This is a genomic window from Acididesulfobacillus acetoxydans (assembly GCF_902729405.1).
GTDB classification, from domain to species: Bacteria; Bacillota; Desulfitobacteriia; order Desulfitobacteriales; family Desulfitobacteriaceae; genus Acididesulfobacillus; species Acididesulfobacillus acetoxydans.
In genome coordinates, this window is the sequence record NZ_LR746496.1 from 2,975,230 (window position 1) to 2,988,285 (window position 13,056).

The 13,056-nt window shown below is 58.0% G+C and carries 11 protein-coding genes and 1 pseudogene; 1 reads left to right on the forward strand and 11 read right to left on the reverse strand.

The window, feature by feature from the left end; translation table 11 throughout:
* Positions 1 to 2: 2 nt before the first annotated feature.
* The 9 genes and pseudogenes from MNU25_RS13205 to MNU25_RS13245 all read right to left on the reverse strand — a co-directional run bounded on the left by MNU25_RS13205 (position 3) and on the right by MNU25_RS13245 (position 9,863).
* Positions 3 to 662 (reverse strand): DUF2953 domain-containing protein, encoded by a 660-nt coding sequence (locus MNU25_RS13205; RefSeq protein ID WP_240985496.1) that lies wholly within the window; start codon positions 660 to 662, stop codon positions 3 to 5.
* 425 nt (positions 663 to 1,087) lie between these two features.
* A pseudogene (gene scpB, locus MNU25_RS13210) lies at positions 1,088 to 1,615 on the reverse strand (SMC-Scp complex subunit ScpB); the annotation flags it as partial.
* Positions 1,616 to 1,617: 2 nt separating this feature from the next.
* Positions 1,618 to 2,397 (reverse strand): segregation and condensation protein A, encoded by a 780-nt coding sequence (locus tag MNU25_RS13215; protein ID WP_240985497.1) that lies wholly within the window; start codon positions 2,395 to 2,397, stop codon positions 1,618 to 1,620.
* A 23-nt stretch (positions 2,398 to 2,420) separates the two neighbouring features.
* Positions 2,421 to 3,089: a site-2 protease family protein gene (locus MNU25_RS13220; RefSeq protein WP_240985498.1), complete on the reverse strand. Its 669-nt coding sequence runs from the start codon at positions 3,087 to 3,089 to the stop codon at positions 2,421 to 2,423.
* Positions 3,082 to 5,661 carry a CBS domain-containing protein gene (locus tag MNU25_RS13225; RefSeq protein WP_240985499.1) on the reverse strand — a complete coding sequence of 860 codons (2,580 nt, stop codon included), beginning with the start codon at positions 5,659 to 5,661 and terminating at the stop codon, positions 3,082 to 3,084. The genes MNU25_RS13220 and MNU25_RS13225 overlap by 8 nt, the downstream gene beginning before the upstream one ends.
* A 117-nt stretch (positions 5,662 to 5,778) precedes the next feature.
* The gene (locus MNU25_RS13230) at positions 5,779 to 6,762 is read right to left on the reverse strand and encodes a LiaI-LiaF-like domain-containing protein (protein ID WP_240985500.1); all 984 of its coding nucleotides are present in this window, start codon (positions 6,760 to 6,762) and stop codon (positions 5,779 to 5,781) included.
* Between the two features lie 79 nt (positions 6,763 to 6,841).
* Positions 6,842 to 7,183, reverse strand: coding sequence for a hypothetical protein (locus tag MNU25_RS13235; RefSeq protein ID WP_240985501.1), 342 nt, complete (start codon positions 7,181 to 7,183; stop codon positions 6,842 to 6,844).
* A 16-nt stretch (positions 7,184 to 7,199) separates the two neighbouring features.
* Positions 7,200 to 8,210: a CorA family divalent cation transporter gene (locus MNU25_RS13240; RefSeq protein ID WP_240985502.1), complete on the reverse strand. Its 1,011-nt coding sequence runs from the start codon at positions 8,208 to 8,210 to the stop codon at positions 7,200 to 7,202.
* 330 nt (positions 8,211 to 8,540) lie between these two features.
* Positions 8,541 to 9,863, reverse strand: a complete 1,323-nt coding sequence (locus tag MNU25_RS13245; protein WP_240985503.1) for an LCP family protein — start codon at positions 9,861 to 9,863, stop codon at positions 8,541 to 8,543.
* A 299-nt stretch (positions 9,864 to 10,162) separates the two neighbouring features.
* Between MNU25_RS13245 and MNU25_RS13250 the strand changes: the two genes are divergently transcribed.
* Entirely contained in the window at positions 10,163 to 11,197 is a 1,035-nt protein-coding gene (locus tag MNU25_RS13250; RefSeq protein WP_240985504.1) for a uroporphyrinogen decarboxylase/cobalamine-independent methonine synthase family protein, read from the forward strand.
* A 67-nt stretch (positions 11,198 to 11,264) separates the two neighbouring features.
* Here the strand turns inward: MNU25_RS13250 and MNU25_RS13255 are convergent, their stop codons facing one another.
* Together MNU25_RS13255 and trpC are read right to left on the reverse strand one after the other, a co-directional pair.
* The gene (locus MNU25_RS13255; RefSeq protein ID WP_240985505.1) at positions 11,265 to 11,921 is read right to left on the reverse strand and encodes a phosphoribosylanthranilate isomerase; all 657 of its coding nucleotides are present in this window, start codon (positions 11,919 to 11,921) and stop codon (positions 11,265 to 11,267) included.
* 161 nt (positions 11,922 to 12,082) lie between these two features.
* Positions 12,083 to 12,889, reverse strand: coding sequence for an indole-3-glycerol phosphate synthase TrpC (gene trpC, locus MNU25_RS13260; protein ID WP_240985506.1), 807 nt, complete (start codon positions 12,887 to 12,889; stop codon positions 12,083 to 12,085).
* Positions 12,890 to 13,056: the final 167 nt, after the last annotated feature.

Genomic DNA, 13,056 nt, shown 5'->3' on the forward strand with positions numbered 1-13,056 from the left:
CACTACCCCCTTTTTCCCAACCGGCTTTTTCCCAACCGGATTGTCCGCAGCAAACTTATGCCGGCAAAAATAATATGGCCGATACGCAATTGGAATATACAATGAATGTCACAGGAAAAGCCGGGTGTTTGAAAAAGAGGAGTGACCTGAAGCAAGGGTTTTTTCACCCGAACTTGAATCTGACGGTAAAACCGGGTCAAAGCGACACCGAGAACCGACCAGAAAGCCCCTGCGGCCAAGGCGGTATTGACCGGATCCCGGCAGCCGATCGCGACCCGCCACTCCAGGGCCGTACAGTATATGCTCCGGTAGAAGCGCGCCCGGGCCCGCCTGAATCCCGCCATGATCCGGTGCAGCCTGGGCCAGAGCCTGAGGAAAAAGTGACGGCGCACATAGCGGACACGGGCCTGCGTTTTCATTTTGCTCCGCGTCCGGCCCGAGCGAACGCTCGGGTCCACTTCAATCAGGGGACCCTTTTCCCAGGAAAACTGAATGGTCGGAACCTGGAGCTTAAACTGCCATAAGCCATGCAAAGCCCGGAGACCAATCTCCAGATGGTCCCGCTCATCTTTGCGCCGGTAGCGGAAATCAATCTGAGCTTTAATGACCAAACTGAGGGCCAGCCAAAACAGTAACGCCAAAAAAAGAGCCAGTATCCGCACGAAATCACCCCGTCACCATCCGGAACCTCCTAAAATCCTACGATTCCCAATTTGGCAAACGTTTATACCGGTGCCGCGGCTGCCTCTATTTCTTCAGTGTCTGCCTGCCGTGAGTTCGGGCGTTCGCTCGTCCCTTTCGGGACTTTTTTCTCACCGAAGGGCGTACTCTCCGCGGCATTTTCTGGGACCGTGTTGGCCCGGCACTATTCGCCCCCATCCCCTCCGGCGGTATCCTTGCGGACGCCACCTCCTCCGGCGCCGCCTACCCCGGTCGTCTCAACCCCGGCGCCGTCCCCACCGGTGCCCTCTTCCCCGATCGTCTGCTCTCCGGCCGTGTCCTCCCGGGCCGTGTCCTCCCCGGCGCTCTCTTCCCCGGCCTTGATCCCTCCCACGGCATCTTTGCTGAACACTCCGCCGGGCCCTTCTGCCGCTTCCTCCGCCGGCTCGAAACGCAGGGCGGGAAGCTCGGAGAGAGAGAGCAAACCGAAGTGAGTCAAGAAGCGGTCGGTTGTGCCGAAAAGCACCGGACGGCCCGGCCCTTCTTTCCGTCCCACTTCTTGAATCAGGCCTTTCTCCGCCAGAGTAGCTACAGCCGTATCTGACTGAATCCCGCGCAAAAATTCGATCTCTCCCCTCGTCACCGGCTGCCGGTAGGCCACGATCGAGAGGACCTCCAAGGCCGCTGCGGATAACCCGGTCACAGGCTGTTTGTACAAGAGCTCTATGTAAGGCGCAACCTCCGGCTTGGTCGCCAAACGGAACCCGCCGTTGACTTCCGCCACAGTCAAGCCGCGGGAATCACGCCCATAGCTTTCCTGTAAATCCCGAATCAACTCCGTGACATCCTCCCGGTTCATCGCCAAGATCTCCGCCAGGCGTTCGCGGGACAGGGGCTCTTTGGCCACAAACAAAAGCGCTTCCAGGGCGGCCATTTCCGCCTCGCGAAAAAGCACGGTCACTCCTCCTCAGCAAATTCCCAGGCCCTGGCCGTCGGAAAGAGGAAAATCTCGTTGCCGGAGGAAGACTGTTCCGCCCGGATCCTTCCGTCTTTCAGCAACTCCAAAACGGCCAGGAACGCCACCACCGCTTCCAGCCGGTCCGGGGTGCGCAGAAGCCGGCGGAAACCGATCCCCCTCGGATGCCAAAGCACCCGCCGCCAGACATCTTTCAACATGACTTGCAGAGCTATCTCGTCCGGCTTCAGATGCTCTATGTCTTCTCCCTTTTCCGCCCTGGCCAAAACTTGCCCAAAAGCCTGCCACAGGTCGGCAAAAGAAACGCCCGCCAAGGGATCTCCCGCTCGGGCTTGACGCCTAAGGGCTTCCACATCCGGTTCCCGGAAAAAGCGCCGCCCGGTCGTTCCCTGCAAGCTGCCCAGCCATTGGGCCGCCTCCTTGTAAGCCCGGTAGGACAGGAGCCGTTCCACCAGTTCCTGGCGCGGGTCTTCCGTGGTCACGCTCTCTTCGGGCCTGAGCGGTTTCGGCAGCAGAAGAGAAGACTTAATGTAAAGGAGTTGAGCCGCCAGAACCAAGAACTCGCTCGTCACTTCCATGTCCAGCGAGCCCATCCTCTGCAGCGTCCGCATGAACTGTTCCGCAATCCGGGCAATGGGAATATCACAGATATCCACTTTTTCCGCTTGAATCAGCTGCAGGAGCAAATCCAGCGGTCCTTGGAAAGCGGGCAGTTCGACCAGAGGGGCCGGATGACTTTTTTCCGGATGACTCTTTTCCATATGAAATCAGACTCCCGCGGCCTTCAATGCAACCAGGGTGCAAAAATAAGCTGGCCGATATTCCAATAAAGATTAAAAAGCCCGGACATGAGCGGAGAGAGCACAAACCCCAAGACGTTAGTGAAGAGCACTAAGGCCAAGATCAGCATGCCGTAGGACTCCAGAGCCCAAAGGTAACGGGCATAGCGCGCCGGCAGGAATCCGCTCAGAACCGCAAAACCGTCCAAAGGGGGAATCGGAATCAGGTTAAAAATGCCTAAGCCCAGATTCATGAGAATAATGGCCATAAAGATGTCTTGGATAACCCGGTTGTATTGGTTCCAGAGAGGGACCGGCAGCAGGATGGATGTCACCAGGAAAAGCATCATGGCTAAAAAAGCGATCAAAAGGTTCATGACCGGCCCGGCCAAGGCTACCAGCATCCTTCCCCGCAAGGGGTTGCCCTTAAAGTAGCTGGGATTGGTCATAACCGGCTTAGCCCAGCCAAACCGGAAGAGCAGGGCCATCAGGCTGCCGAAAACATCCAGGTGGACGAACGGATTTAAGGTCAAACGCCCTTGACTGCGCGGGGTCGGGTCCCCCAGCAAATCCGCCACCCAGGCATGGGCAAATTCGTGGAAAGCAAACCCGATTAAGAGAGCCGGAATATTCGCGATCAAGCTTGATAGGTCAACGTTAAAAAAGTTAAACAAGATTTTGCCCCTTTCTTTCCGTCTGGGCCAGCAGTCGCCGCATCAAGGTTTCTTCATCCCGAGGACTTTTTATTTCCCCCGCCAGCCAGGCGGACCGAATGCGGGCCAAGACGGCCCCGATGGTTTTCCCCTCCCGCAGACCGGCCGCCAGCAGCACCCGGCCGTTGACGGACAGCTTCATTTTCTCCAGGGCCTCCGCATACTCGGCCAGCACCTTTCCCCCACCCGCGGCTCCTTCGCCGCTTTCTTCCCGCGCCAGGAGCTTGACCAGCCACAGGGGAACCCGGTTCAGGATCCGGTCGAGATCCGGCAGATTTGGCGGCACTTGCGCCAATTCCCCGCGCAGCCGGAAATAGGTCCGGGTGTAAGCGGCAAAAGGCCGGGGAAGCCGGAGCCTTTGCAGAACCTCTTCCGCTTCCTGCCCGCTCAAGCAGCTGAGGGTGTGCAACCAGCGCTGCAAAGGAGACCCGTCCCCGTCCTCGCCGCTGAAATTCCACGGGTACTCCCGGGCAAACCAACGGCTGAGAACCCCATATTCCACCAGAGCCCGGCCGATGGCCCGATACTCTGCCTCCCGGTAGACAAGCAGCAACTCTTCCGTAAAGCGTTCCCGGCTCACGTTCTCCAAAACGCCGCTGTCCAAGGCCGTCCTCAGGGCCCCCGCCGTCTCCTTGGCCGGTTTAAACCCGTAACGCCCGGCAAACCGCAAAGCCCGCAGGATCCTGGTCGGATCTTCAATAAAACTCAGGTTATGGAGAAGCCGGATTTCCCCTTGCAGCAAATCCCGCATACCCCCGTAATAGTCGACCAACTCGCCGAAACATTCGGGGTTTAAAGCGATGGCCATGGCGTTGACCGTGAAGTCGCGGCGAAAGAGATCGTCGCGCAGTGTGGACTTTTCCACTTCCGGCAGGGCTCCCGGATATTCATAATATTCCCGCCGCATGCTCGCTATGTCAACGTGCCTGCCGTCCGGAAACAGGATATTGGCCGTTCCGAAGCGGGTATGCAGCGTCAGTTCGCCGGAACCGAGTTTTGCGGCCAGGACCCCGGCGAACCTGGGGCCGTTGCCTTCGACGACAAGATCCAGATCGCGGGTGGGCGTCAACAACAGCAAGTCCCGCACAAAACCGCCCACCGCGTAAACCGAAAGACCCTCCTCCGCAGCGGTCTCCCCGGCCAGCCGGAGCAGTTCCCGCGTATCCGCGGAACCCCGCGCCAAGAGGTCCAGAATATCGGCGCGCACGGCCTGGCTGCGTTCGCGCGCCAGCACGGCCTCCACCGGGACCGCGCTCCCGTGCAGCATGCGCAGGACATCGGAGCGGGAAACGATACCGATAACCCGGTTGTCCTCAACCACCGGCAACCGGCCCACGTCATACTGGACCATCAACTCTTGAGCGGCCTGCCAAGGTACATCCGCCTCGACCGTAATGACCCGTGTGGCCATAAAACCTTTGACAGGCGCGTGCTCCAGGCCGTGTTTAATCGCTTTATCGACGTCCCGCCTGGAGATGATCCCCACCAACGCTCCCTGCTCAACCACCGGAACCCCGGTGTGCCCATAACGCAGGAGAACCTGCTCCACCTCGGCCAGGCGGGTTTCGGGAGCTACGGTTTTCACGGGATAACTCATGATGTCGCGAATCCGGAAAGGCTGCTGTACCCGCTTGTCAATCTCCGAGCGCACCCTTTGCAAAATGTCCGCGGGATTACCGCCCTTGATCGTGGCCGAAGCCGCTTTCTCGTGTCCTGATCCGCCCAAAGCTTGCACAATCTCCTGAACGGGCAAACCCTTTCCCCGTGAGCGGGCCACCAGGTAGACCCGGTTTTCCATTTTTACCGCCAAGAACCAGGTCTCCGGCCCCTCCAGTTCACCCACGCGGTGGGCGACCAGAGCGAGACCCCCGACGTAATCCGGAATCTCGGCCTGTGACAGATAGACCGGAATTCCCTTAAACAGTTCCGTCTTGCCGTTGTCCAGCACTTGCTGGAGAAGCGCCTTCTGCTCACCGGACAGCGGGCGGCGCAGATATTCGGCCACCACCGCCAGCTGCGCTCCTCTCTCCAAAAGAAAGGCTACGGCCCGAACATCCCGCACAGTCGTGCACTCAAACAAGAGGCTTCCGGTATCGTCATAAATGCCGAGAGCCAAGAGAGTCGCCTCAAACGGGCTGAGCAAAACCCCGCGCTCGACAATCTTTTCCACCAGCAAAGTTGTGCAGGCCCCGACTGTTTCCACATGCACCCCCGCCGGCAGCGGCCCGGAATAAGGATGGTGATCATATATTTCCAGAACCGTTCCCGGCCGGCCGGCCGCCCTCTCCGCCAAAGTGCCGGACCGGTGCAAATCATGGGTATCCACGAGAATGACCCGGCTGACATCCTCCGGAACCACCTCGGAAGCCGTTTTCAAAGAGAGACGGTCTTTGGCCAAGGCCAAGAAATCCTGGACATAGGCAGACGGCTTGCCCTCCACTACCGGAACACTCTCGGGGTTGAGTTTCTGGGCCGCTACCATAGAGGCCAGGGCATCAAAATCCAATTGGCGATGGGCGACAACGATTTCCATATTACAGCCGAATGCTCCTTAACTTTATTCACCAACCGCAACAGTTTACTGACGTATTATAGCACAAAAGGACGGCCGGGGCAGGAGCGGATTCGCACGGTCCGGGCAGGAGCGGACTCACAGGGCCCCGTCGGAGGATGCGGAAGATGCGGAAGATGTGGGAGATGTGGGGGACGCAGAAGGCCGTTCCAAGTGAACCCGGCCGGCTGCCGTGGCAATATCGAGGTCGATCTTCGTCTTGGCTTGATCGTAACCCGGACTGACCCAGTCCTTATTTTCCAAAAACATCCCGGAGCCCATGAAATCTCCGACAATCCCGTTAACATGCACCCGCAGCCCCACGTCCTCCGGCACGACCAGGGTGATGTCCGACGCCCCGCTGTTAATCTTGCCCTGCTCCGTGAGGCCGGTGTTCCCAAAAGTCAACCGGCACTTACACGCACCGGTGCTCAGATCAAAGCTCTCCAGGGGAATCCGGCCGAAATCCATATTGGCGTCTAGGGCAGCGGAATGGATGGTGAGGGCATACTTTACCCCTCCCGCCAAGCCCAAACTCAAGTCATCCCTTAACCCTTCCAGTCCGGGTGAAGAGAGGGACACCGACAGCGTATCTCCCTCTTGGCGGGAGGTCAGCCCCGGTACGTTCAAAGGAGATGTGCTCTGCCAGCCGTAGGTACCTTGCATGAGCTTCCGGCCTTTTGCCGCCGGGGCCAAAGGATGAAGATCCAGGCGGGCACTGCCCAGATTCATCTCCACTTGCGCTTTACCGACTCCTTGGGGCAAAGGGACGTCGATCGGCAGGGAGCCCGAACTCGGAGCCGCATTTCGGAAAGGGGCGAAGTCCGGAGCCGGAGGAAGGGTGCGCCGGCCAACCGTCAAAGAATACCCGGCCAAAATCACGAGAAATACCACCAAAATGGCACTGAAAGGCACCCTTTTACCCAAAAGCAGGCTGACCCCCAAAAGAATTAAAAGCACGGGCCAGAGGTCGACCACGTTAAACCAAAATCCCCAGCTGAGGATGCCAAAATTCATCAACAAAAAGAGAACCCCAAGCGTGATCAGCAAAAGGCCCTTGCTGAGCCAAGTCATTCCCTTCATTTCTTTCTCCCCTCCCTCGCTCGTTGGCGCGGCGGCAGCTTCCACCTTTACTACGTCGGGCAAAAGAGAAATGTTTCGTTCACATGCTTTGATTCAGCTGTTCCATGGCCTCGTCAATTTGCGCGCGCCCGACTCCCTCTTTCTGCAGCCTGAAATCGATGGCATCTGCCCAGAAGGCGCATTTGCGGCTGATCTTGCGAAAGGTCTTGGCCGTGGCCTTACTCGTCTTGGCCCGGGCGTCCGCATTGGCCTGAACTATCGAGCAGATATAGCGGGCTTTCAGACGTTCCTCCTTGTCCATGTTGTCGAAAGAACGGTTCAAATACTCTATCAGTTCTTGGTAATAAGCCGCAAAATCCGCTACAGGCAGTTCGGATTCCATGCGCAAATATCCTCTTAGTTTCTCGAACAAATCTTCCACATCCAGCACCCTTTCCTCACTTTTGCCATTTCATCTTGTGAAAAAGCCAAAGGCTCGCGGCTATGATCAGCACGCACATGACATAAAAGAATACCATCCCGTAGGGCCGGTGGATTAAAGGCATATTCTCGAAGTTCATGCCAAAAAAACTCGTTAAGAGGTTAATCGGCAAAAGAACTGTCGCCAACAAGGTCAGGATTTTCATAATGTCGTTCGCCCGGTTGTCGAGCGCCGTTTGGTAAGCTTCCCTCAGATTTTCCACCAACTCATGGGTCTGCCTGACGTTCTCCAACTCTCTTTGCGTGTCCTGCACAAGCTCCTGCCAATCGGACTGCCCGCCCGCTTCCTCCGGGTTGGCAATCCGGATATAGACGGACAGATGGGCATTGAGCGATTTTTTCAGGCCCACCACGCGCTGGTGCAGCGTGAGAATCCGGCTTTGCTGCCACTGTTTCGGCGCTTTAAGAATTCCCTCTTCGATCAAATCCATCTGGTCCTCAAACCGGTCCAAAAGTGTGCGGTGTTCTTCCAGGACCTTGGAGCCGATGAACTCCGCGAGATGGCTGGCATAAACCAAGAGCCCGCGGCCGGCCCTTTCTTCCAACTGTTCCCGTTTGAGCCCGCCCCAGCCCAACAGGACAAAACTTTCCCGGCTGAGAAAAAACCGAATCGGGTATTCCTTTCCTTCCTGGTCAAGGCCCCGGTAGCAGACATAGCTCAGACCGGGAACCAGTTTTTCCGCCCGAGGACGAATCCCCAGGAACCCCTGATTGCGCCGGGGTCGATATACCTGTTCAACCTGTTCTTGCAGCCGTGTCAGGGCACCCGCCAGCGGCTTGTCCAATTCCCGGTTCAAAACCCCGGGAAGTTGGCTCCACTCCGTCGGGGCCAAAACCGCCAGGAGAAATCCGCCGGCCCGGCCTTCCCCCGTTGGGGACAAGTCCCAGGCCCGGCTGTTCCCCGTTGGCAGCGAGTCCTCCCCGGTCAGCGGCCGCAAACCGTCCCTGTCAACCCAATACCTTTCCACAGAATCTCCCCTCCGACCTTCCCGCGTCCTTCCCTTGGACCCTTCTCGTATCTTTCGCTCCGGAGGCACCTCACTTCTTCTCTTCGGGCCAGGTTCCATATCTTTATGGTGCCGGCACCGTTAGGACATGTTTCTCATCTTTCGGACGTGCCCCGCACCGTAATAACAGCTCCCGCGTCTTTAGGGTGCGCCCTGCGTCTTGAGGATACGTCCGTATCTTGGGACCGTGCCAGATATCATTAGAACGTACACCAAAACGTACACCGTATCCTCGGGACATGCCGGCGTCCTGAGGCCCGCGTCCTGTGTTCAGAGGCCCCGCCCCACCTTTTAGGGAAGGCTGCTCCCGGAAGCTGTGTCAGATTTTTCTCCGAGCACCTCCGTCGAAGACACGGGCAGGCTCGCTTCGTCCGCCGGGTTCGGTTGGTCCGCCGCCGCCGGTTTGGCAGCCGTCTTAGGGGTGGGAACGAAAACCGGGCTTTTCTGTCCGCGTTCAAATAATTCTTGGACGACCCGACGGCTTTGCGCCCGATCCACCCGCCAATAACTGATCCCGTTTTCCATGGCAAAGGAACCGGGCAGGGTCTGAGAGACCACCTCCAGGTCGCTGTAGCGGCTGAGGGCGCCGCCCCAGGTCAACAAAGTGCTCAACGGCAGGTCCGTATGTACGGCACGGTAAACTTCGGGAATAAGCCAGGGCAGCTTGGGCAAGGTTTTCACCTGCCAAACCTCTTTGGCGACAGCCTTAAGGAGAGTCTGCTGGCGCATCGTCCGGGCAATGTCCGCCAAGCGGTCATAGCGGAAGCGAACATATTGCAAGGCCTGGGACCCGTTCAAGTGCTGGGTGCCTTTTTTCAGATTAATGACTCCATCCTTTTTGTCCCCGGTGACATAGTACATATTTTCGTCAACGGTGAGCGTTACTCCCCCCAGGATATCGATAATCCGCTTAAAACCCGCAAAATTCACTTCCACATAACCTTGGACCGGCTCGTTCAACAGCTTTCCCACTGTTCTCACCGTAGCCCCCAAACCCTGGTCCAAACGGGCCACCGCGTTGATTTTCTCCGTCCCGTGACCCGGAAGATCAATCTGAGTATCGCGGGGAACCGAAAGGAGACAGAGACGGTGAGCCGCGGGATCAAGATGGGCGAGAATCAGGGTGTCCGTATTACTAATATAGTGTTCACCCGGCCTGTTGTCTACCCCAACCAGCAGGACCGAGAAAGGTTTCGCCGCAGGATGGCCGGCCGCGCCCGGCTGGGCCCCATCCCGGAATGCCGGCGCCTCACCTGGGGCCTGTGCGCCCCCCCGAGCCTCAGCGGCGCCGGAGGTCCCCGGACCCGCCGACGGTTTTGCGCCTTCCGCTTGGGCCTCCCCGGTTCCGGACCTGACCCCGATTCCGCCGGTCCCCGGGCCTTCCCCACTTTGGGGCGCCGAGAAACCCCCAAGTACGAGCTGCTTGACGCTCAGTCCCAGCCGGTTCAGCCAGGACTCTGTCACCACCCCCCGGTCCGAGCGGACGGCCGGGGCCCGAAGGCTTTGCCCCGCCGCAACCCAGCCTACCGCAAGGGTCGATGCGAAAGTAAATGCGAGAAGGAAAACAAGCAGATATCTGCGCCCTCTCCGGGAAAAACGCCGGGTTCCCGCCATAACAATCCCTCCACTTCACAATTTCTCAGCCTAGTTTTTGAAGAACCGACTCTGCTTTATGCGAAGTGATGCGAATTTCCCCTTGACAGCCTGCCCATAAAGGCTTCATAAAGGCTCGGAGGACCAGTCGGGCATGAACCGGGTCAGACATGAGTCGGTTCAAGTATGGCTCCAGCCACCCCCGGATCGCTCAGAAAAAGCCTCTGCGAAGAGGGGAGCACACGTGAGCAAAATCACAACGGGGATGAAGAATCTCTGCTATACTTCGGACAATAGGTAAAGCAGAAAGGGTGATTCGAGTGCTGCCCGGACAAGGACTCACGACTGCCATGGGTATTCTCCCCCATACGGACCTGATCAGAGCGCAAAACTTGGCGCTCTCCCTCGATATTCCTTTTTGGCCCCAACTTCCCCATTTCCGCTTCAAAGAAGATATGTATGCCCAATTTGCCGAGCATTTCCCCGGAATCCTGATCGACGAGGAAAAAGAAGTCCTGCGTTTTTCCAACGAGCGTTTCGCCGCCGAAATCGACGCCTATCTGGAAGGGAGTAATGACCCCGCGTACTTTGCTCTGTCCGAGGAATTTTCCACGGCTTTCCGCCACTTTCTCACGCTCGATCTTTCGGCTTATCCCCTGGTGCGGGGACAAACCGTCGGGCCTGTCAGCTTTGGTCTGAAAATTTACGACGAAGAGCTGAAACCCATGATCTACAACGACTTTGTGCGCGAAATCCTTTACGACTTTTTGTACAGAAAAATAGCCTGGCAGTATTCCCGGCTGCAATCGGTTCACCCACACCCTTTCGTCTGGCTGGACGAACCCGGGCTGGAAATGATCTTTAATTCCTTCAGCGCTTACACGTCCGAGTTGGCGCAAACCGAATACCGTGCTTTCTTGGCCAAGCTGCCCGGACCCAAAGGAGTGCACCTCTGCGGCAACCCCGATTGGTCTTTTCTCTTGGGGGCGGATCTGGATATCCTCTCCGTGGATGTCTTTAGCTGGGGACACATCCTCATCCGCTATCTGGATGAGTTGGGAGAATTTCTACGCCGGGGTAAGATCATCGCCTGGGGCCTTACCCCCACCCTCACAGCGGAACTCAGCCAAGAATCCGCTGCCGGTCTCACCTCACGCCTGCTCGAATCCTGGGATTTTCTGGACCGGCACGGGATTGACGCCGACCTCATTTACGACCGGGCCTGGCTCGCTCCTTCGCGCTGCTGCCTAATCAATGCCGACGGAGCCGAGAGTGTCGAGCGCTCCTTTTCCCTCCTGAAAGAAATTCAAGGGGAACTGAGGCGAAATATCTACTCCGGAAGGAAACGGACCTGAGTCCGCCGCACTATTCCTTTCCCACTCACCACACTGTTCCCCTCTTACCTGACGCACTATTCCTTTCTCACTCACCACACTGTTTTCCTCTAACCCGTCGCATGAATTCCCGGATCAGATCGCGATCCTTGACCCCTTCTTTTTCCACTCCAGAACTGACATCGACTGCGTAAGGGCGGGTTTCTTCGATTCCCCGGCGGACATTTTCCGGGGTGAGTCCCCCGGCCAGAATCAGGGGAAAGCCCGCGTCCGCGATTTGTCTCAGCCGCTCCCCGGCCTCCTGCCAGGACCAGGCGGTACCGGTCCCGCCAAATTGCCCCAAGTGGGTTGAGTCCAGGAGAATGGCCTGGGCAACTCCCTGCCACTCCTTGAGCTCCCGCTCGGACGCGAGGCTTACTCCGGTGTTGCCCGGAACTTGCAGAGCTTTGATAATGGGAAAACCTGCCCCCCGGAATGCTTCCGCCCTCTCTTGGCCGTGCAGCTGCACCGCCGTCAGACCGCACCTGCGGACCGCTCTTTCGATCTCTTCTCTCGGCGTGTTGACAAACACTCCCACTCTGGCCGCAAAGGCCGGCAGGGCAGAAGTAATCCTGCGGACGGATTCCTCATCGATATGGCGTCGGCTTGAAGGATGAAAAACAAAACCCAAAGCGTCCGCTCCCGCTTCCACGGCCCAAGCCGCCTCTTCCCGGGAGCGGATCCCGCAGATTTTTACTCTCACCATGCCCCTGACTCCTTCCCGCTCGTTGACCTCTTCTCACAATGCTGCTCATACGGACCGGCACTCTGGATCCCACAAGACGGCGTCTGACTGCCTTAGACAGCATCGGCTCTCGGCATTGGCGCCGCAACCCTCGGTTTTGGCTTTTTCACTCGGCTCACCGCTCAGCGCCTCTCTCGGTAAGCCGCACTCCCCTCGCTGACCAATCTTCCCACATAATCCCCCGGGTCGGCCCGGCGGACACAGGATTCCCCTACCAGGGCGCCGTTAACCCCGGCCGCGGCCAAGCGCTTCACATCTTCCGGGCCTGAGACGCCGCTCTCGCTAATCACAACCACATCCGGAGGGACCAGAGGCAGCAACTCTAAGGTCGTTGCCAAAGAGACCTCAAAAGTGCGCAGGTTGCGATTGTTGATGCCCAATATCCGGGCGCCGGCCTCCAGAGCTTGTTCCACTTCCTCACGGTCATGGCATTCCACCAAGGCTTCAAGCTTCAGTTCGCGGGCCAAGCCCACCAGGCCGCGCAGCGCTTCTGCTCCCAGAAGCGCCGTAATCAGCAAAACGGCGTCGGCCCCCCAGACCCTGCTTTCCACCAACTGGTACTCGGTCCACATGAAATCTTTGCGCAGCAGGGGCAGGCCGCTTAGTTCTCGCACCGCATGGAAATCGCGCAGACCGCCCCCAAAAAAGTCTTCCTCCGTCAAGACCGAAACAGCCCCGGCTCCGCCTGCCGCATACCCCTGCACGATCCCGGGCAAATCCAAAGCCCATTCGATTTTTCCCCGGCTGGGTGATGCGCGTTTCACCTCGGCGATCAGAGCAAACCCGCCCGGCGCGAAAGGCCAGAGGCGACGGGGCGGCGTTTTTTGTTCCAACCGCTTCCATAGCTGGGACAGGGAGACTTCCTTCTCTGCGGCGGCCAGTCTCTTTTTCTTGGCGACAACGATCTCATTCAAAATATCGGCTGACAAATGTCCACCCCTTTTCCCGCGACCACGCGGATATTTGCGGATGAAGTTTAACCCAATTCAGTGGAACTCCTGTTCTAATTATAGAGTACGAACCATCCTTTGGGAAGTGTTTCCTCAAGTTTTCAGACTGAAGCCGGAAACTCACGGGCAAACCCACCTTTTCCCGA

Coding starts and splice junctions, on each gene's coding strand:
- MNU25_RS13215 (WP_240985497.1), bottom strand. CDS start 2,397: ATGGAAAAGAGTCATCCGGAAAAAAGTCATCCGGCCCCTCTGGTCGAA.
- MNU25_RS13225 (WP_240985499.1), bottom strand. CDS start 5,661: ATGGAAATCGTTGTCGCCCATCGCCAATTGGATTTTGATGCCCTGGCC.
- MNU25_RS13230 (WP_240985500.1), bottom strand. CDS start 6,762: ATGAAGGGAATGACTTGGCTCAGCAAGGGCCTTTTGCTGATCACGCTT.
- MNU25_RS13245 (WP_240985503.1), bottom strand. CDS start 9,863: ATGGCGGGAACCCGGCGTTTTTCCCGGAGAGGGCGCAGATATCTGCTT.
- MNU25_RS13255 (WP_240985505.1), bottom strand. CDS start 11,921: ATGGTGAGAGTAAAAATCTGCGGGATCCGCTCCCGGGAAGAGGCGGCT.